General features: G+C 60.6%; 14 protein-coding genes. All 14 read left to right on the top strand.

Annotation, left to right across the window (positions count from 1 at the left end; genetic code table 11):
• Nucleotides 1-158: 158 nt before the first annotated feature.
• The 14 genes from H7A12_14720 to H7A12_14655 all read left to right on the top strand — a co-directional run bounded on the left by H7A12_14720 (nucleotide 159) and on the right by H7A12_14655 (nucleotide 20,100).
• The gene (locus tag H7A12_14720) at nucleotides 159-1,577 is read left to right on the top strand and encodes an oligosaccharide flippase family protein (protein ID MCP5322052.1); all 1,419 of its coding nucleotides are present in this window, start codon (nucleotides 159-161) and stop codon (nucleotides 1,575-1,577) included.
• 4 nt (nucleotides 1,578-1,581) lie between these two features.
• A complete protein-coding gene (locus tag H7A12_14715) occupies nucleotides 1,582-2,727 on the top strand; it encodes a glycosyltransferase family 4 protein (protein ID MCP5322051.1) in 1,146 nt (381 codons plus the stop codon).
• The gene (locus H7A12_14710; GenBank protein ID MCP5322050.1) at nucleotides 2,728-4,038 is read left to right on the top strand and encodes a hypothetical protein; all 1,311 of its coding nucleotides are present in this window, start codon (nucleotides 2,728-2,730) and stop codon (nucleotides 4,036-4,038) included.
• Nucleotides 4,035-5,165 carry a glycosyltransferase gene (locus H7A12_14705; GenBank protein ID MCP5322049.1) on the top strand — a complete coding sequence of 377 codons (1,131 nt, stop codon included), beginning with the start codon at nucleotides 4,035-4,037 and terminating at the stop codon, nucleotides 5,163-5,165. Before H7A12_14710 ends, H7A12_14705 begins: the two co-directional genes overlap by 4 nt.
• Nucleotides 5,166-5,314: 149 nt before the next feature.
• Nucleotides 5,315-6,610: a DUF4832 domain-containing protein gene (locus H7A12_14700; GenBank protein ID MCP5322048.1), complete on the top strand. Its 1,296-nt coding sequence runs from the start codon at nucleotides 5,315-5,317 to the stop codon at nucleotides 6,608-6,610.
• A gap of 121 nt (nucleotides 6,611-6,731) precedes the next feature.
• Nucleotides 6,732-7,928: a glycosyltransferase gene (locus H7A12_14695; GenBank protein MCP5322047.1), complete on the top strand. Its 1,197-nt coding sequence runs from the start codon at nucleotides 6,732-6,734 to the stop codon at nucleotides 7,926-7,928.
• On the top strand, nucleotides 7,925-8,437 hold the full coding sequence (locus H7A12_14690) for an acyltransferase (protein ID MCP5322046.1): 513 nt from the start codon (nucleotides 7,925-7,927) through the stop codon (nucleotides 8,435-8,437). Before H7A12_14695 ends, H7A12_14690 begins: the two co-directional genes overlap by 4 nt.
• A 92-nt stretch (nucleotides 8,438-8,529) precedes the next feature.
• Nucleotides 8,530-10,650, top strand: a complete 2,121-nt coding sequence (locus H7A12_14685; GenBank protein ID MCP5322045.1) for a bi-domain-containing oxidoreductase — start codon at nucleotides 8,530-8,532, stop codon at nucleotides 10,648-10,650.
• Between the two features lie 2 nt (nucleotides 10,651-10,652).
• Entirely contained in the window at nucleotides 10,653-12,299 is a 1,647-nt protein-coding gene (locus tag H7A12_14680; protein MCP5322044.1) for an alginate lyase family protein, read from the top strand.
• Nucleotides 12,300-12,361: 62 nt separating this feature from the next.
• Nucleotides 12,362-13,585 carry a glycosyltransferase family 4 protein gene (locus H7A12_14675; GenBank protein MCP5322043.1) on the top strand — a complete coding sequence of 408 codons (1,224 nt, stop codon included), beginning with the start codon at nucleotides 12,362-12,364 and terminating at the stop codon, nucleotides 13,583-13,585.
• Entirely contained in the window at nucleotides 13,582-15,132 is a 1,551-nt protein-coding gene (gene xrtD / locus H7A12_14670) for a VPLPA-CTERM-specific exosortase XrtD (protein ID MCP5322042.1), read from the top strand. Before H7A12_14675 ends, xrtD begins: the two co-directional genes overlap by 4 nt.
• 7 nt (nucleotides 15,133-15,139) lie before the next feature.
• Nucleotides 15,140-16,753, top strand: coding sequence for an undecaprenyl/decaprenyl-phosphate alpha-N-acetylglucosaminyl 1-phosphate transferase (locus tag H7A12_14665; protein MCP5322041.1), 1,614 nt, complete (start codon nucleotides 15,140-15,142; stop codon nucleotides 16,751-16,753).
• Nucleotides 16,754-16,862: 109 nt separating this feature from the next.
• Nucleotides 16,863-17,531 carry a VPLPA-CTERM sorting domain-containing protein gene (locus H7A12_14660; protein ID MCP5322040.1) on the top strand — a complete coding sequence of 223 codons (669 nt, stop codon included), beginning with the start codon at nucleotides 16,863-16,865 and terminating at the stop codon, nucleotides 17,529-17,531.
• A gap of 184 nt (nucleotides 17,532-17,715) precedes the next feature.
• Entirely contained in the window at nucleotides 17,716-20,100 is a 2,385-nt protein-coding gene (locus tag H7A12_14655) for a tetratricopeptide repeat protein (protein MCP5322039.1), read from the top strand.
• Nucleotides 20,101-20,277: the final 177 nt, after the last annotated feature.

The following is a 20,277-nucleotide window of genomic DNA, read 5'->3' as shown; positions in this document are numbered from 1 at the left end:
TTTATGAGATTGGCGTTGCCGAACTTGAATATTATCCGGCGAAAAATCCTAGCGATTGAGCCCACGAGGGAATCCGGCTCAAGACGAGCCGATGTTGCCAAACAAAGAAACATTGGATCAGCGGTCGGCGCTGGCCTGCGGAGTGCAGCGGAAAGTTCATGAAGCGTTCCTCCACCCTGTCAGCCATTGTCGTCTCGATGGGCGCGTTAGCTTCGCAAGCTGTTCTGCTGGTATCGGCTCCCGTGCTTACCAGAATCTACACGCCAGCGGAACTTGGAGTGCTTGCGACGCTGACGGCAATGGCTGCCCTGGTTTCACCCATAAGTGCTCTTCATTTCGAGCTAGCTGTTCCAATAGCTAAAGGCGCCCAGCAAGCCGAAGACGCATTTCGACTCGCTTGCATATCGACTTTGCTCGTCGCATCGATCGCGGCGCTCGTAGTCTATCTCGGGTCATGGCATTTGCTTGAGGGTCCAGATACGGAGGGCGTGACAAATCTCCTTCTATATGTTCCAGTATCAATTCTGTTTACAGGATTATCGGGCGCGATATTGATGTGGGCGATTCGCCACGAGCGCCATGTCGCGAATGCGGGATCAAAACTGACGGCCGCGACTACGCAATCCTCAGTGCAGATTGGGGCGGGCCTTGCGGGGCTGGGTGCGCCAGGACTGCTGTTGGGGCAGTTGACTGGGCAACTCCTGGGGATGCTGACTCTGGCCCGGAACTGCCCAGCGCTTCCACGCCTCAAGACTTCTAATGGCCAATGGGGAAATGTCATTAAGTCGGCAATCGAGAACAAGAACTTTCTGATCTATTCAGCGCCATCAAGCGCAGTCAACGCATTTGGCGCGAACATGCCAGTGTTAATGCTCGCCGCTCAGTTCGACGCACACGTGGCCGGGTTATTTGGAATGGGTTACCGCGTGCTGCAATTGCCGGCGCGGTTGGTCGGCCAGTCGATTGCACAGGTTTTCTACTCCACTGCGGCGCAAGAGCGCAGTGCCAATCGACTCCCTGCGGCAGCCGAAAGGCTCCTTCTGGCGACAAGCTCTCTCGCACTGTACACATTCATACCGTTGGGACTCATCGCGCCAGAACTCTTCTCGCTGGCCTTCGGAAAAGAATGGCGTGAGGCAGGTGTTTACGCTCAATACTTCATGCCATGGGTGGCTACGGCATTTGTTTCAATGCCGGTTTCAATGATCGTTTCTGTGCTGGGCGAGCAGAAGAACGAGCTTGTCCTACAGCTTGTATATCTTGTGGCGGCAGTTCTTGCCGCCCTTGCTGCAGGCTTGGAGCATGACGCTCGTCTCACGGTTGCAACGCTTTCCTGCGTTGGCAGCTGTTATTTCGCGCTAAAAATTACCTGGCTGATCAAGATATCCGGCTGTGACTTAAAGATTCTCCTTCGGCGAACAGTAGGCGAAGCCGGCGGGGCGATCTTGCTCAGTTTCCCTCTCATTATTGCAATCGTGTCCGAGGTTGGTTCTGTAAATATTGTCGCGCTAGGTATCTGTTCCATTGCAATTGCCCATGCATTCAATCTGAGAAAGCGATCGGTGTATGAGGTCTAGCCAATTGCCGCGTAAGGGAGTCGTCTATATCGACTTCGTCGGCTCAGGCGGCATGCATCACTATGCAGAGAGCTTGGCGTCTGCGACTCGCATGCATACCAGTGCTTGCGTTTGGCGCCCAAGCGAGATTTCCGAGTCAAATCGATCAGGGTTATTTCCTAATTTAAAGGTACGGCTGGGCGCCCTGCGAAAAAAATACAATCCCTTCTACTACTTCCAGATCGCCGACGAAGTAATTCGAGAAATGCGCCCGCATGTGGTGCACGTATGTTCAAGGTCAATTGGGCTGTTGCCCTTCACTTCGCGGCTAAGAAGAAGTGGCATTCGAACGGTAGTAACGGTGCACGATCCCATGCCCCACGACGAAACTCTAACCTCGTGGGGGCGCGCCATGACATCCATTGAATATGCTGTTCTCACACCGTGCGCGCTTGCGCTCTGCGATGCGGTACATGTACATAGCGAAGCCCACGCAGAACTATTGTTGCGCCGTTACAGGCATCTTCAGCGCAAGAAGATCTATGTTGTTCAGCATGGGGTTGGTGCGACACCAGAGGTTCTGCGCGGGAAGTTGGTGCCGCCCGAATTGAGCCAACTCACCCCCGGCACCAAGGTGGTTCTGTTCTTTGGACGGATTGAGCCATACAAAGGGCTAGCGCTTCTCTTCTCGGCATTTGGTCGGGTTGCGCAGGAGTTTCCGAACGCCGTTTTGGTGGTCGCTGGTGCTGGGTCAGTGCCGGAAATCGATGAAATCAGTCAAGGGCGCGTGATACTCGTTAACAGATTCATCCGCGATTCAGAAATCAGCGCGTTGTTCTCCCTCGCCACTTGCGTCGTCCTGCCGTACACCACGGCCACACAAACGGGTGTGGTTCCACTAGCCGCGGCATTCGGCGTACCGGCAGTTGTCACGAATGTCGGTGCTATTTCGGAGTTTGTTTCCGATCGAATCACCGGTCGCATCGTGCCTCCGGGCGATCCGGCGTCTCTTGCGGAAGCAATTCTGGACGTCTGTGTTCATGGCGCGACCGCTGCGGAGATGGGTAGGAGATCTCGCGAAATTCTGATGGAGCGCTACTCGTGGAGCGCGGTATCCCGGCTACATCTGCAGGTATATAGATCCCTGGGGCTAATTCCGGAGTGCCTCTAGGTGCTTCTCACGATTGCGCTTTCAAATGCCGCGCTGACGACCGTGTTCCTGGTCATGGCGATTAGTGCTAGGCGTCTGGTAGCGATACCGCTGCTGTTGATGAGCTACTTCAGTTGGCTATTTGTTCTCCCTGCATACAACGGTGAAGTTTCGTGGGTGCAAGGCTTTACTGGTGTGCGCTACCGGGCCGGTTATGGCGACATCTTGAATACGTTGCTATTCGCTGCTGGATTCAATGTGCTCTTCGGTGTGATCGATATTCTCCTGTCTAGGTTGGTTGCGAAGCGCTCGGAGGTGGACTGGGTCTTGCCGTCGCATGGCCGGGTACCACAAGTAACGTTAATTATTCTGGCCGTCTACTGGGTGTTCGGTGTGGTCATGTATTACCAGTCCTCAAGGGGGCTAGGCTACCGCGACTATGTGGAAGGGCAGTCTAACTGGCCGCTCGTGTTTCTCTGGGCTTCCGCACCATTGATAGTGTTTCTGTCAATAGCGGGCAGGTACATCCTCGCCGGTGCTTGCGTGCTGCCCTTCCTGCTATTTGCCTTCCAGTTTCAGGTGCGGTCATTTGCATTATTGTCACTAGTCCCTTTTGCATTTGTCGTTGTGATGAGGAGCGCGTTGCGGGCGCGTCAGGTCATTGGCCGCATGCGTGTCGCGCTTGTCGCGGTGGCTGCCGGGCTATTGTTAATGGCGACAAGTTCGCTTGTTAAGTACACGGTTAGTGGGCGGATAAGCCTTCCGGATGCGGGAATGCCCTATGGCGTAGTGCAGGCAATGGCGATGGTCGATAGGGAGCGGGTTCGGCTTGGCGCCGACGCGCTATTTTTATATGGATACAACTATGTCAGTCCGCTTCTCAAGCTTACTGGTGTGGCAAAGCCTGGAATAGTCGATCCGCCAGTTAGAATTGCTCAATTACTCGATGGCGTGCCTCGCGGGTGGCCCGTGTACTTCCACTATCCGACACTTGTCTGGAGCGATGCTTACATAGCATGGGGTTTTGCTGGCGTCTTCATGGGGGCGTTCTGGGCGGTTGTCTTTGCAGGTTGGGCGCTCGCATTGCGGGCGAATCGACTGCTTGCTGCGCTGACTTTTCCGTTCTACATCTGGCATTCCTATATGGTTGTCCGTGGCGCGACGGCGATCGCATCTGTTCCTCTGTCGTACGCTGCATATCTATCACTCGCTGCGCTTCTTTTCGGGATGGTGCTCACCGCGTGGGTTAGGCAGGAGCCTCTCAATCCGCGCCAGGCTGCCGCGCGCAAGTTCGTGGCTGGGTCGCGGAGCCAGTCTGGGCGTCGTGTATGAAAATTGTGCACGCCGTAAATTCTCTATCCGCAGGTGGGGCGGAGCAGTTCGTTGCGTCTCTTTCGTGCGCGCAAAAGTTAGCGGGTCACGATGTCACGCTGCTTTGTTACGCAGGTGTTCTGGATGGGAAGGGGAATGCTCTTCGGCGAAGCCTTGGGAAATCCAGTATCAATGTAATTACGCTGGATCTAAGAAGAAACCTGCTGAAGTGGTCGGTTCCCATTTGGCTGCGCGCAAAGCTGGATGGAATTCGGCCGGATGTGGTTCATTCACATCTCGAGCAGTCGGATTTGTTTGTCGCGCTGGCACTTTTGGGGCGCTCTTCGATTCCCGTCCACGTAAGGACCCTGCACAACGTTTACGCATCATCCCGAATCCCTTTGCCGGCCCATAAATGGCTTGCGGAGCGGATAGACTGCTCCGTCGCGTGTGGCGGTGTAGTGCAGGATGCCTATCCGTATGGTGGTTCAAGGATATGCCGCATTGACAATGGTGTTGATATCGTCGCACTGGATGCTGCCTTGCAAGCCAGTCGTGACACGCAATGCGAGTCGCGTCAACCAGGGCGGTTCGATTTAATTTCTGTTGGCGCATTTGCCCTTAGAAACGGCGTTCTCCAAAAGGGTCAGGACATCCTAGTGGACGCCATTGCTCTTCTACGTGATCCGCGGGTGCATGTCCGATTCCTCGGGGCCGGAAGCGAGTTGGATCGGATTGTTGGGCGGTCTGAGGGACTTGGAATTCATGGGCAAGTCGAGTTCAAGGGTCACGTAGAAAACGTCGCGCCGTTTCTGACGGGCTGTGAAGCGCTGGTTATGGCGTCAAGGTTCGAGGGCCTTTCCATTGCGTGCATTGAGGCGGCGTGTGCAGGTATTCCCCTGATCCTTCCAGACATCCCCGCATTCCGACAGTTTGGTGGTCCCGGCACGATGTTCTTTCAAGCTGAGAGCCCCGCGGCCTTGTCGGATTGTCTTAAAAAATACGTATTAAATAGTTCGGCAGTCCGGCGCGCGGCTGCAACCGCGGCATCTTCCTATCGGAACCAATTCGATATTGTCAGGGTTGCTCAGCGGTATGTATCGCTCTACGAGGCTGCATTGGCTGCTAAGGCTGGAGGTGGACGATGAGCGCAAGTCGTCCGAGTTGGGGTGGTGCGGGCCAAGTAGCTGGCTCGCGGCCGTGTCTTTATTGTCCCATTCGAACTTCTATAGCCTGTCTTCTCTTGATCTCAATGAGTTGGCCGGTGCTTCCAGCTGAATTCGTCGAGGTTAGGCCGGTGGAACTCCAGGGGCTCATACAGACGCCGGGTGTAGGACGGCAGACCTTCAACACGACCAGTTTGGCCGCTGCGGAAGGGTATCCGAGTGGGGCTGCGTATTTCAGATATACCTGGGCTCAACTCGAGCCGCGCAAAGGTGAATACAATTGGGCGTTGATCGATAAGTCTCTCGCGGAAGTACGGATGCAAGGGCGGACAATGGATATTGGTCCGATCATGCTCAATGATGATCGGGATGCCAGGTGGACGCCACAGTGGATGAGGGACAAAGGCTTAGTAGTCTGGCCAAGCGGCGGCATTGACTGGGCTTCAGCAGACCTTCTGGCCAACCACCGGGATTTCATTCTCGACTTCGCCGCACGATATGACGGTCATCCTGATATAAGTTCAATAGACATTCGCTCGATTGGTGCGTGGGGAGAATGGCATCAATACAATGATCCCGATCCTGCGCACTTTCCTTCGTGGGACATCCAGAAGCAGGTTATCGACCTGTATTATTCGAGCTTCAAGAAGACACCATTGGTGATGTTGGTTGGTGGTCGCGAAAAGCCATTTGCGATCTATGCCGCAAACCTCGGTAGGACCGCTTGGAGAGGTGATTGCTGGGGCGATTCAGATCCAGCTGACCAGTACAACCACCACGACTACAGCTATACGCCTTCTGCGAATAATTTGGCGCTTCGGGATGCGTGGACTAGGGCCCCAGTGGCATTGGAAGCCTGCTTGGATCCATCTACGTGGAAGGAGCCGGCGTCCGCTGTTCTGGCGGATGCCCTGTCGTGGCATGCGTCCGTGTATCACACGCAGGCATGGACTATCCCAGTGGCACAGCGCGAAGCATTTGAGGCGGCGCTCCTGAAGCTTGGATTCAGATTGATTCTGAGAAGGGCCTACTTCCCTGCGCGGCTCCGAATTGGGTCCGCGAATCTCGTGAGCTTGGATTGGGAGAATGTGGGGGTTGCTCCACCTTACCGAGATTATCGCGTCGGATTCAGGCTGCGGCGTTCCGATGTGACGGCGTACGCGGTAGAGACGACTAGCAGCGTTAAGGGGCTCCTGCCCGGTGCGAAGTCGATGAGGGTTTCCTTCGTGATTCCCAGTGTGCCGGAATTGATGGAGGGCGAGACTTATTCGCTGGAGGTGGGGTTACTTCTAAGTGGTGCGAATGACAGAAAGTTACCTATAGCGATTGAAGGTAAGACTTGCGACGGGTGGTATCCGCTCGCTACCGTGAAATTGCTGAGGGTGTTGAATGGGCCAGCTCCGCCTGCCGGTGTTACTGTCAATTAGGGATTTCGACGCCGACGGCATATGTAGAAAAACTAATGGCGGCGGTATCCAGCCATGGCAGTCAAACGGCAGTTTTTAGGTAACGCTGTTGTGGCGGTGCGCATTTTGAAGGTGTTTGGACGTGTTGGTTGATGAGGCTACCTTTCCCATGGATATAAGCTCAGACGATGGCTCAGTTGGTAGGGAGAAGATCTCGTTGCTGGTGGACTGCGGTGCAATTAAGGTCGGTGGTGGGGTGCAACTCGCTCTTAATTTCATTAATTTCTTCAGGAAATACCCGTCTCACATAGGTAAAGTATTCTTCTTGGTGCCGAAAGGAGGGATTCTTGCGTCGCGTGGTAACTTTGAATGTGACGAAGCTGTAATTGAGTGCCCAGACGGATATTTTGGGCGAAAGTGGTTTGAGTTGTTTTTCTTGCGCTGCTTTATAAGAAAGCATGACATTCGGGCGGTCTTTACGTTCTTTGGCGCGGGCTTGCCGGTGGGTAAGAACGTGTTTTCGGTGGTTTGTGTTGCTTATCCAATAATTTGCTACGCGGACAGTTCGTACTGGGGATTCATTCCGAGGCGGCGAAGGCTTCGTACTCGCGTAGTAAACTATTTGCGCATTCGGCGCATACGCAGGGCAAGTGTTGTTGTCGCCGAAACAGATGTTATGGCGAATAGGCTTGCGTCGGTTTTGAAAATCGCACGCGACAATGTGGTCGTATCGCCACCGGTACCGTCTGCGTTCGTGCGGCCTGTAGAGCGAACTCGTGGTACTGGTGACCAAGGGGTTCGACTGCTCGTCTTAAGCGGCCTTGATCCGCACAAGAACTTGTGGCGACTGCCTAGTATGGCGTTGGAAATGGAGGCGTTGGGTTTTGACGCTTTCACGTTTGTCGTTTCTGTGGATCGGGGAACCTTTGAGACTGCGTACCCTGCTGTTCGTGATTCTGCTGCAGTTCTTGATCGTCGATTCAGGTTCGTCGGTTCGATTCCACCGGATAGAATTCAAGAGGTCTATGATGATTCCGATTTTCTGGTGAACATCAGCGACTTGGAAAGTTTCTCCAACAATTATATAGAGGCTTGGAAGGCCGGTCTGCCGTTGATATGTAGTAGGCGTGATTTTGCTGTGCATATCTGTGGTGCCTCGGCAGTATATGTTGAGCCGCATGATCCAGTGGCGTCGGCTAGCGCGATGATAAGAGTGATCCGAGATAGGGCCCTGCAGGAGTCGATGATCATTGAAGGGGCTGCGCGGTTGCGAGCGCTTCCGCTTCTGGAAGAGAAGTTTGTTGGAATACTCAACTTGGTAAGGCGGGAGGGGGCGTGAGGAGCTTTCTCGTCGTCACCTACGAAATGGTTCAGCGTATTCTATTTTTGTTGCCCCGGTTTGCCGTTCTCAATGCGCTTAAAAGCGGCTTTCTTCGGCTTTTAGGGGCCCAAGTTGGGAGGCGCACAATTTATTATCCTGGTGTGTGGATTGCGCCGCCGCGTGGTCTGATTGTCGGTGATGATGTTGATTTTGCTCTGGATGTCATCGTCGTTTGCAGTGGTGGTGTTCGGATAGGGTCGAGAGTTCTAATTGGCTATCGGACCCAGATTAATTCGTCAAATCACAATATCCCGGCCGGTCGCGCTCGGATTCACGGTGGGGGCCATGAAAGAAAGCCGATCACCATTGGTGACGACGTTTGGGTAGGGGCAAATTGTTTAATTATGGCGGGGGTGACAATTGGCGAAGGGGCGGTTATTGCTGGTGGCGCAGTGGTCACGCGGGACGTGGCTCCTTATTCGGTCGTGGGCGGTGTGCCGGCAAGGTTAATTAAGGTTCGAGATTAAATTTGAAAAGTAGGCGTCTCCGGTAAGCTGCATGTCGTTGCAGTTGCTGGTTCAGGCGCAATTTTGACGCTGCGCGAAAGGTGGGTTTCTGGATGCGGCAACTTACTCAGGATCTCAATAAGGGAGCGATAGTCCTAACGGAGTTGCCGTCCCTGTCCGTTGAGCATGGGGCGGTGTGGGTGCGTGCGTCGGTTACCTTGGTGTCCATTGGTACCGAAAGAATGCTTGTGGATTTTGGTCGCGGAAACCTTATCCAAAAGGCCCTCCAACAACCCGACAAAGTCCGCCAAGTCCTCGATAAGGTAAGAAGCGACGGCCTCATCCAGACGCTCGAGTCCGTCCGGAACAAACTCGATACACCATTGGCGCTGGGCTACTGCAATGTTGGTGTGGTCGAGTCCGTTGGGCAGGGCGTGCAGGGCTTTTCGGTCGGCGATCGTGTCCTGTCCAACGGCAAGCACGCCGAGATCGTTTGCGTCCCCAAGAACCTCTGCGCCAGGGTCCCCGACGCGGTGGATGACGAATGCGCCGCCTTTGGCGTGATCGCCTCCATCGCGCTGCAGGGCATACGCCTCATACAGCCCACGCTGGGTGAATCTGTCGTGGTCACTGGCCTGGGGCTGATAGGCCTCATTGCCGTGCAATTGCTGCGCGCGCACGGCTGCCGCGTGCTGGGCCTGGATTTCGATGAGGCGAAGCTCGATCTGGCCGAGCGGTTCGGCGCAGAGGTGGTACGCCTGTCACGCGGGCAGGATCCGCTGGCGGCGGCGCAGCGCTTCTCCCGGGGGCGCGGCGTGGACGCGGTGCTGATCACTGCATCCACCAAGAGCAACGAGCCCATCCACCAAGCCGCCACCATGTGCCGCAAGCGCGGGCGCATCGTGCTGGTGGGCGTGGTGGGCATGGAGATGTCGCGCGCCGACTTCTACGAGAAGGAACTCAGCTTCCAGGTCTCGTGTTCCTATGGTCCGGGCCGCTATGACCCGGAATACGAGGAAAAGGGTCACGACTACCCCATCGGCTACGTGCGCTGGACGGAGCAGCGTAATTTCGAGGCGGTGCTGGACATGATGGCCGACGGGCGCCTGGATGTGCGGCCGCTCATCAGCCACCGCTTTGCGTTCGAGGATGCGCCCCAGGCCTATGACCTCATTGCCACAGGCAACCCGCTGGGTGTGCTGCTGAAATACCCCGGCGGTGACCCGGTGGCATTGATGCAGCGCACCGTGGACCTGCCGCCGCCCAACCGACCGGGCACGGGCAGCGTGTCGTTGGCGTTCGTGGGCGCCGGCAACTACGCGTCGGCCGTGCTGGTGCCGGCGTTTGCGCGCACACCGGCACGACTGCGCGCCATTGCGTCTGCTACCGGGCTCAGTGCGGTCCACGTCGGGCGCAAGCACGGGGTGGAGCAGGCCACCACCGACGCGGCCGCGCTGCTAACCGACGACTCGGTCCACGCCGTGGTGGTTACTACTCGCCATGACAGCCACGCGCGGTGGGTGGTGGACGCCTTGGGCAGTGGCAAGCACGTGTTCGTCGAGAAGCCCCTGGCCATTACACTGGAACAACTCGATCAGGTGCGCAGTTGCCACGCGGGGCTGGGCAAGGAAGCACCAATCCTGATGGTGGGCTTCAACCGCCGCTACGCGCCGCAGGTGCAGGCGCTCAAGCGTGCGCTGTCCGGGCGGCAGGCATCGGTATCGATGGTCATGACGGTCAATTCGGGCGCCATCCCCGCTTCGCACTGGACGCAAGACCCGCAGGTGGGCGGTGGGCGGCTCATCGGTGAGGGCTGCCACTTCGTGGACTTGTTGCGCTACCTGGCGGGCTCGCCCATTTCGCGACACGCTGTTGTGGCGATGGCGGGGCAGGGACCGCGCGACACCTGGTCGCTGCAACTCGGGTTCGCCAACGGCAGTGTGGGCACGGTGCACTACTTTGCGAACGGCAACCGGCGTTTTCCCAAGGAGCGGCTCGAGGTCTTTTGCGAGGGAGGTATCGCGCGCATCGACAACTTCCGCAGGCTCGAAAGCGTGGGTTGGCCGGGGTTGGCCTCCAGCCGGGCGTGGAGGCAGGACAAGGGACAGCGCGCCTGCGCCGCGGCCTTCGTGCAGGCCATCACCAGCGGCGATGCGACCGGGTTGATACCGCCCACCGAACTCTTCGAGGTGGCCGAGGTATGCATCCGCGCCGCCGAGGAGATCGGACGCTGAGCGTGCTCGCCCGCGCCCGATTGCTGTTTTCCACGCTGCGTCACCTGCGGCCCAGTCAGCTCGCGGTATGGGTGTTGCGCCGCGCGGTGCAGGAGCGCTTGGATCGCTGGGCTGCGCAGCCGGCCGAGGCGCAGCCGTTTGCCCACCCGGTGTCGTTCCGTTTCCTGAACCGTGACGTGTCCTTCGCGGCCGGTGAGCTCGATTGGCGTCCGCCCGGTGTGCCCAGGCTCTGGGGCTACAACCTCCACTACTTCCAATATCTGGACGGCGGTGACCTGGAACCCCGCGTACAGCGGGATCTGATTGCGCACTGGATACACAGCAACCCGCCGGGCTCATCGCCCGGCTGGGAACCCTATGCGCTCAGCCTGCGACTGGTCAGCTGGTGCCGGTGGCTGCTGCGCAATGCCGAACCGCCTGCGCCACAGCTGCTGGCCAGTGCGGTGGCGCAAGCGCGCTGGCTGCAGCGGCGCCCGGAAAAACACATCCTCGCCAACCACTATTTCGAGAACCTCAAGGCGCTGGTGTTCGCCGGTGCGGTGCTGCCGGCCCCGGATGCGTCGCGTTGGTTGCGCATGGGGCGGGCGGGGTTGTTCGCGCAGGTGCACGAACAGTTCCTGCCGGATGGCGGGCACTACGAGCGCAGTCCTTCGTACCACTGTGTGCTGCTCGGCGGGCTGCTCGATCTGCTCGAGCTGGATCGTGCGGTAGAAGGTGCGCTGGGGGCGCCCTTGCGTGAGGCGGTGGAGCAAGCGGCGATTCGAGCCATGGCTCTGCTCGCAGGCATCGAGTTTCCGGGTGACTGTTACCCCTTGTTCAACGACTCGGCATTCAACAGCGCGCCGCGCCCCTCCGTGCTGTACTCGCGTGCGCAGGCGCTGCGGTTGCGGTGGACCGGGCTTGCCGCAGATCGCGTCGAACTGCCGTGCTTCGGTGTATTCGGCTGGCGTGATGCGAACGCCGGCGAGCTGTTGCTGAAGTGTGGTGACGTGGGGCCGGCGTACCAGCCGGGCCACACCCACTGCGATATGTTGTCGTTCGAGTGGTATCTGGGTGGCCTGCCCTTCGTGGTCGATACCGGGGTGTACGAATACGAACCGGGGCCGATGCGTCATTACGTGCGCTCCACTGCGGCTCACAACACGGTGGCCGTGGAAGGGGCCGAGCAGTCCGAGATCTGGGGTGAGTTCCGGGTGGCGCGCCGGGCCCGGGTGCTTCGTGCAGGCATCGAAGCGGTGTCTGGTGGCTTGCGGTTTTCGGGTGAGATTCTCGCGTTCCCCGCGCTGGGCGGGGGTATTCGTCATCGGCGTGTCGTCGAGCTTTTGCGCTCTGGCGCTGCCTGGAACGTGCGTATCGAGGACGAGTTGCGCGGGAAGGGTCACGCTGCGCTCGGCAGTAGGCTATTGTTTCACCCGGATATCGAGATCATTCCCGAATCCGACCAGGCCTGCCTGTTGCGATTGCCGCACGGCGGCGTGGTGCGCCTGAGCAGCCTGCACGGTGGTGTGATGCAATGGTGCACCGCGCCATACTGCCCCGGGTTCGGTGTGCGACGGGATGCGCCACAACTGCTGGTGCGCACCGAGGGGGCGTTGCCGGCAAGAATGGGCTTCGTGTTCGAGAGTGTTGGACCGCTTCATGATCCATAGGGATCATGAAGCCGAAGCTGTTTCAGGGAATGATGCACACAACCAACGGACGGCACGGCGAGATGCACATCCTTTTCCTGTCGCACTACTTCCCGCCCGAGGTGAACGCGCCCGCCAACCGCACCTACGAGCATTGCCGGGAATGGGTCAAGGCGGGGCATCGTGTCACTGTGGTGAGTTGCGTGCCACACCATCCTATGGGCAAGGCGTACCCCGGCTATCGCAACCGGCTTTACCAGGTGGAAGACAAGGACGGCATCCGGGCCGTGAAGGTTCTCACCTACATCACCGCGAACGAGGGTTTCCTGAAGCGCACGTTCAATTACGTCTTTTATATGGTGATGGCGATCGTCGTCGCGCCCTTCCTGCCGAAGGCCGATATGGTGGTTTCAACGAGTCCGCAGTTCTTCAACGGACTGGCGGGCTATTTCGTGAGCCGGCTGAAACGCTGCCCCTGGGTGCTGGAGATCCGTGATCTGTGGCCGGAGTCGATCCTTGCAGTGGGCGCCATTCGCAACCGGCGCGTGATCGCGGCGCTGGAGTGGATCGAGCGCTTCGTCTACCGCAAGGCGGACCATATCGTGCCGGTCACCAACGCGTTTCGTTCGCACATCCTCGCGCGCGGCGGTGCTGAAGACCGCATCACGGTGATCCGCAACGGGGTTGATCTGTCGCTGTTCACGCCCAGGCCGCGCGATGAAGACTTTGCCCGCCAGATCGGCGTGCACGAGCGCTTTGTGGCCGCCTACGTGGGCACGCACGGCATGGCACATGGGCTGGATACGGTGCTTGACGCGGCCGCGCTGTTGCGGGATGACCAGCGCATCGTGTTCCTGCTGGTGGGCGACGGCGCGGAGCGTGCGCGTCTGGAGGAAAGGGCGCGCGCGATGAACCTGCCGAACCTCGTGATGCTGGGTCAGCAGCCGAAGGACCGGATGCCCGCCATCTGGTCCGTGAGCGACGTGAGCCTGGTACTGCTGCGCAGGCTCGATCTGTTCAAGACGGTGATCCCGTCGAAGATCTTCGAGAGCATGGCCATGCAGCGGCCGATCGTGCTGGGCGTGGAAGGCGAGGTGAAGGAAATCATCGAGCAAGGCGGTGCGGGGCTGTGCATCGAACCCGAGAACGCGGCGGAGCTTGCCCGAGCGGTGCAGGCACTGGCCGCCGACCAGTCCATGTACCGGCGCATGCAGGAAGACGGCTATCGTTATGTGCGCGAGCAGTTCGACCGTACGGTTTCCGCGCGGCGTTATCTGGATCTGCTGCAGCGCACGGTGAACCGATGATTCGCGTGGTTCTCTGGCTTTTGTCGGCCGGGCTGCTGGCCTGGGGCTTCGCGGATGGCCTCTCCTACATGGTCGCGAACTGGTCCCGCGAGGAATACAGCCACGGCTACATGATTCCGCTGGTTGCGCTGCTGCTGGCATGGCAGCGCATGCCGCGTTTGGCTGCCGTGCCATCGGCGGGCCACTGGTTGGGTGTGGTGCTGCTGCTCCTGTCCCTGTGCACCTGGGTGCTTGGCGAGCTGAGCAGTCTGTACACGATCCTGCAGTACGGTTTCCTGCTCGGCCTGTACGGCCTGGTGCTTGCGTTGCTCGGGCTGCACGGTACGCGGCTGATGATGGCGCCGCTTGCGTACCTGCTGTTCATGGTGCCTCTGCCCAACTTCCTGCTGTTCAATCTGTCGCAGCAGCTCCAGTTGCTGAGTTCGCAGATTGGTGTGGCCGTGGTGCGTGCCTTCGACGTGAGCGTCCACCTCGAGGGCAACGTGATCGACCTCGGCGTCTACAAGCTGCAGGTGGTGGAGGCCTGCAGCGGGCTGAATTACCTGTTCCCGCTGATGAGTTTCGGTTTCCTGCTCGCCTGCCTGTACCGGGCGCCGTTCTGGCAGCGTGCCGTGCTGTTCCTGAGTACGGCGCCCATCACCATATTGATGAACAGTTTTCGCATCGGGGTGATCGGCGTGCTCGTGGACCGTTACGGCATCGCGCAGGCCGAGGGTTTCCTGCATTACTTCGAGGGCTGGGTCATCTTCATGGCCTGTGTGGCGGTGCTGTTGCTGGAGATCTGGTGCTTCAACCGCTTTCACCCGGAGCGCCCGGGGGTGTTCGCGTCGCTGGATCTGGATTTTCCGGCGTGGAGCACGGTGCGCGCGGCACTTGCCGACGGGGCCCGCATGCGCCCGCAGGCCGGGCCCGTGTGGGCTTGCCTGGTTCTGGTGACCCTGTTTCTTCCGCTGTCGTGGGGCCTCGGTGCGCGCGACGAGCAGCCGCTCGCGCGCGAGGGTTTCGTGCATTTCCCGCTGATCCAGGGTGATTGGGTGGGGCGTGAGGTGAGCATCGACCCCGAGGTGCTGGCGTCACTGCGCCTCACGGACCATTTCATCGCGGATTACCGTGCGCCCGGCGTGGCCGAACCGGTGAACTTCTACGTGGCGTTCTACGGCTCGCAGCGCAAGGGGGCGTCGGTGCATTCGCCGAAGTCCTGCATCCCGGGCGGCGGCTGGGAGATTCAGGCCTTCGGTCAGGTGTCGCTGCCTGGTGTTGCGCTCGCGGGCGGGCCACTGCGCGTGAACCGCGTGCTGATCCAGATGGGTGAGCAGCGCCAACTGGTCTATTACTGGTTCCAGCAGCGCGGGCGCTCGCTCACGAACGAGTACCTCGTGAAGTGGTACATCTTCACCGATGCGCTGTTCATGAACCGCACCGACGGGGCGCTCGTGCGCGTGACCACGCCGGTGCCTGATGGTGGCGATATTGCCGGGGCTGACCAGCGGCTCGAGCGCTTCGTCGACGAGGTGTATCCCTTGCTGCAACGTTACGTTCCGGACTGAGGCGGCGATGCTCGTATTGCTTGCTCTGGTATTCGTCGGCGCACTGTTCATCAGCGTGACGCTGCTGCCGGTGCTGATGCAAAACGCCGAACGCTGGCACCTGGTCGACGTGCCCAACGAGAAGCGCAAGATCCACAAGGTCTCGAAGCCGCGCGTGGGTGGCCTCGGCATCGTGGCGGCCGCGTTCCTGAGTGCGACGTACTGGCTGGTCGGGCACGAAGTGCCGCCCGGGCTGGTGGTGGGTGCAGTCACGATCGTGGTGTTCGGTTACCTGGATGACCGCCACAACCTGCGCGTGCGCTGGAAATTATTCGGCCAGATCCTCGCGGCGCTGGCGTTGCTGATGGGCGGTACCGTGATTCCGCACGTGCCGTTCCTGCCGCTCGACGTGGCACTGCCGTGGCTCACGTGGCCGCTCACCTTTGTGTTCGTGCTGGGCGCGATCAACGCAGTGAACCTTTCCGACGGGCTGGACGGGCTGGCCGGCGGCATGGCGCTGATGAGCCTGTGCCTGATCGCGGCGCTGGGGCTTTCGGGCGGACAGTACCTGGCCCCCGTGATCGCGACGGCGGTGGGCGGTGGCCTGATGGGCTTCCTGCGCTACAACACGCACCCTTCGCAGATGTTCATGGGCGATACCGGCAGCCAGTTCCTCGGCTACGTGATTGCCGCGCTGGCCATTCTCCTCGTGCAGGAACCGGGCCTGCCCGTGAGTCCGATGCTGCCGTTGCTGATCGTCGGCATGCCGGTGCTGGACACGGCCGCAGTCATGATGCTGCGCATCCTGAAGGGCAGGTCGCCGTTTCTTCCCGACTCGAGCCACCTGCATCATCAGTTGATCGACGTCGGACTCAGCCATCACCAGGCGGTGGCCATGCTCTACGCGCTGCAGTTCCTGCTGCTCGCTTTGGCGTGGGGGTACCGTTTCGCGATGGAATGGAAGGTGGTGCTCGTCTACGGCGCGTTCACGCTGATCGTGCTTGGCCCGGTCGCGGTACTGCGCCTCACCAGCACCGCGCTCGTGCACCGGCAGGAAGGGACGGTGGAGCGCCGCAACCAGTTGCTGCGCCGGCTCGGCTGGGTGTATTTGCACTCCAGCAGGATCATCGCCTCCGGCCTTGGCCTGCTGCTGGTGGTGGCGGCGTTTCTGGTCAGACGGCCGGTTGAGGGCCTCGGTCACACCCCGCTGCTGGCCGCGTTCACCGGCGCCATGGTCTGGGCGATATTTCGTGAACGGCGCGAGTTCGTGGTCCGGCTGCTGGTGTACATGGCGTGCGCCTTCGTGGTCTACGCCATATCGGAGAGCGCGGCGAGGCCCGTGTTCACGCTCGGTTTCGACGTCGTGCTGGTGCTGATGGTGGCGTTCCTGTTCCTGGCCATCCGCATGACACGCCGTGAAGTGTTCCGCCCCGACACCCAGGATGCGCTGGTGGTGCTGATGATTCTGATCATCCCGCTGCTGCCGTTCGGCCCGATGGCCGAGATCGAACTGCAGCGCATCGCGCTGCGCTCGGCTGCGCTGCTCTACTGCTGCGAATTCGTCCTCAGCCGCTCCCCCGGTGCCCGGCATTTCACCCTGAACACCGCAGCGATCGCCGCCTTGCTGGTGCTGGGAGTGTGAGGCGGTTCTGCGGAAATATCTGCCGCGCGTAGCCCATATGGATCATGACGCTGCCGCGCATGCCGTTGTAGCGTGCCCTCGAATCGTTGTTTCCAGTGGAGTCTGTGCCATGCGTTGCGCAATCAGGGGTGTGTTGTTGGCGGGCGCGATGCTGGTGTCGGTGGCATCGCAGGCCTATGTGGTGCCGGTGACGAATGCGTCGTTCGAGACCACATCGAATGCGGCGCTCAGCAGCGACGTCGATGGGAAGTGGTGGAGCGGGTTTCACCCCGGCTGGACGGGGAGCGGATCGACGGGCACGTGGATTCCGTACGCATCGGTGTTCACCGATCCCATCCCCGACGGGGCGCAGGTCGCATACATGAATGGAGGTGGGTCGATCTGGCAGAGCACGGGAGAGCTCATCCAGGCCGGCTACACCTATACGCTGAGCGTGATGGTGGGTACACGCGAGACGAACCAGACTTCCGCCGTGACTTTCGATGGCGCCAGAATCAGCTTGCTGGGTGATGGCAATACGCTCGATTCGGCCACGCTCACGACCCTTGCGGTGGGCAAATGGGCTCAACTCACGACCAGCTTCACGGCAACTGCAGGCGATGCAGGAAAGACCCTGCAAATCAGGCTGGAGGGGCTGAAGCAGGGCGTGCAAACCAATTACGACGCCGTTTCGGTCACCGCAGTACCGCTGCCGGCGGCTGCATGGCTGTTCGGTTCCGCGCTGTTCGGGCTGGGCCTGGTGCGTCGGCGAGCCGTCGGCGGCGTGGTCGCAGCCTGAGGCAATATCTGCGGTTTGTGATTCATATGGGTCATGACGGGACATACCAAGCCCGTTTATCGTGACCGCAAGTGCCTGGTTGTGGCCTTACCCACACGGAAGTGGGTTTGGCTTCATCCAGGCATTTGTCGTATATAGCCCCGACGTTTTCGCATGTCCTGAAACGCTTTCTCCCGGGTGACTCATGCCGTTCATCGTCCCTGCTCGCCGTCTCCTGCTGGTCGCTTGCGTGGCGCTGCTCGTTGCGTGCAGCAGCGGCGAGCATCGCCAGGCGCAGTACCTCGAGCGCGCCCGCGGGCTGTTCGCGGCCGGCAACTTCGAGAAGGCGATGGTCGAGACGAAGAACGTACTGCAGATCAACTCGAACAACGTCGAGGGGCGCTATCTGCTGGCGCAACTCTACGAGCGCGAGCAGAACTGGCAGCAGATGTTCGCGAACCTGCGGCTGGTGGTGGACCTGGACGGCAAGCACATTCCGGCGCGCATCCGGCTCGGGCAGACGTACTACGCGAACGCGATGTACCCCGAGGCGCTCGCGCAGGCGGATGCGGTGCTCGCGCTCGATGCCACGAATGCCGATGCACACACGCTGCGCGGCAGCGTGTTCTTCCGCGAGGGCAAGCCTGCCGAGGCGATCCAGGAGGCCTCGCTCGCGTTGCAGCAGGACCCGGACAACGTGGGCGCCATCTCGGTATTCAGCGCGGTCTACGGTGAAAAGGATCCGGAGCGCGCGCTGGCGGTGATCGGTGACGGCATCGCGCGGCAGACGAAGAACGCCACGCTGAAGCTGCTGAAGATCGAGGTGCTGGAGCAGAACCAGCGCACCGACGAGGCGCTCGCGGTCTATCGTGAGCTCGTCGACGAATACCCCGACAACCTGTTCTTCCGCTACCGCATGGTGCGCTACCTGGAGCAGCACGGGCGCACCGACGAGGCCGAGGCGGCGCTGCGCGAGATCGTGAACACCACGCCCGACAACGTCGACCTGAAGCTCTGGCTGGCGCAGTTCCTCGCGAGCAACCGCGATCCGGATCTCGCCGAGACCACGCTGAAGGGCTTCATCGAGAAGCAGCCGAAACTCTACGAGCTGCGCTTCGCGCTCGGCACGCTGTACGCGGCGCGGCAGCAGTTCGAGCCGGCACTCGCGGTTTATGGCGAGGTGGTCAGGCTCGACGGCAAGGGTGCCGATGCGCTGCTCGCGCGCAACCGCATGGCCGAGATCGTACTGGCACGCAATGACCGCGCGGGTGCAGAGCGGCTGCTCGACGAGATTCTTGCGATCGAGTCCGAGAACAGCGAGGCCCTGATCACGCGCGCACGCATTGCACTGCAGGACGGCGATACCAAGACCGCCATCGCGGATCTGCGCTCGGTGCTGCGCAACGCCCCCGACAACGTGGTCGCGCTGCGGCTGCTGGCCGGCGCGCACGAGACTGACGGCGCGCTGAACCTGGCACTCGACAACTACCGCCAGATCCTCGGGGTGGCACCGGCCGACCGCGACGCGGCCTACAACGCCGCGCGGCTCATGCTGGCACAGGGCGAGAGCGAGAACGCCGAGCGTGCGCTGCTCGCGCTGGCCGAGCAGGACCCGCAGAACCTCGACGCGCAACGGCTGCTGGTGGCTACGCTGGGCAAGAGCGGCAAGTGGGACGTGGCGCTCGGGCGGGTGCAGAAGCTGGTCGACGAGCCGCGCACGCACGTGCTGGGGTTGTATCTGCGCGGGCGCATCGCCTTCGATCGCGGAGACTTCGCGACTGCCGCGAGCTCGATGGAAGAGGCACTTGCCGCCGAGCCCGCGCTGATCGAGCCGCTGGGCTTCGCTGCGATGGCGCGCGAGCGCCTGGGTCAGCGCGAGCAGGCGCTCGCCTACGTGCAGGCGCACGTGGCCGCGCACCCGGACCATGCGCACGCACTCGACCTGCTGGGCGAGATGCAGCAGGCGCGCGGCAGCACCGCCGCCGCCCGCGAGGCGTGGACACGCGCCTCGACCGCAGTGCCCAAGGCAGCGGGGCCGTATCTGCGCCTTGCCGGGCTGGATTCGGCTGCAGGGGATTTCGACGGCGCCGAGGCGGTGCTGCGCCGCGGGCTCGAGCAGGCACCGGAGAGCGTCGAGCTGCAGATGGCACTTGCCGGCTTGCTGGTCGAACGCGGGCAGGTGGAACCTGCGATGGCGGCCTTCGAGGCCGTGCTGAAGCGTCATCCGAAGATGGCGATCGCGGCGAACAACCTGGCGGCGCTGCTTGTCGATTACCGCAGCGACGAGAAGGACTTGCGCCGCGCGCTGGCGCTGGTGGAGCCGCTCGAGTCCACGCAGCAGCCTGCGTTCCTCGACACGCTGGCGTGGGTGAATTACCGCCTCGGCAACTACGCACGTGCGGTGAGACTGTCCACGGCCGCGATCCAGCTGGGCGCCAAGGCGCCGGTGTTCCACTACCACCTCGGCATGGCGTACCACCGCCAGAACCAGAACGATCGCGCCCGCGAGCAGCTCGAACTGGCGCTGGCCGACCCTGCCGCCACCTACCCCGGCCGCGACGAAGCCCGGGCCACGCTGGATTCGTTGTGATTGTTCCGCCATCTGCCGCCATTTGCCGCGCTTTTTTTGAGGGCGGCATTCCCATAGAATGCCCGCTCAGATTTTCGCTGGCTTGAGTCGGGCAACCGCAAGCGAGACGGCGTCTGAATCGGATTCCGGTACGGGGCTCCCGTCGGTTGGCCTCACCCTTTCAGGTCAGGGATCCGT

The sequence above is a fragment of the Pseudomonadales bacterium genome, from assembly GCA_024234165.1.
Taxonomy (GTDB): domain Bacteria; phylum Pseudomonadota; class Gammaproteobacteria; order Pseudomonadales; family UBA5518; genus UBA5518.
This window is presented reverse-complemented; position numbering and strand designations above follow the sequence as displayed.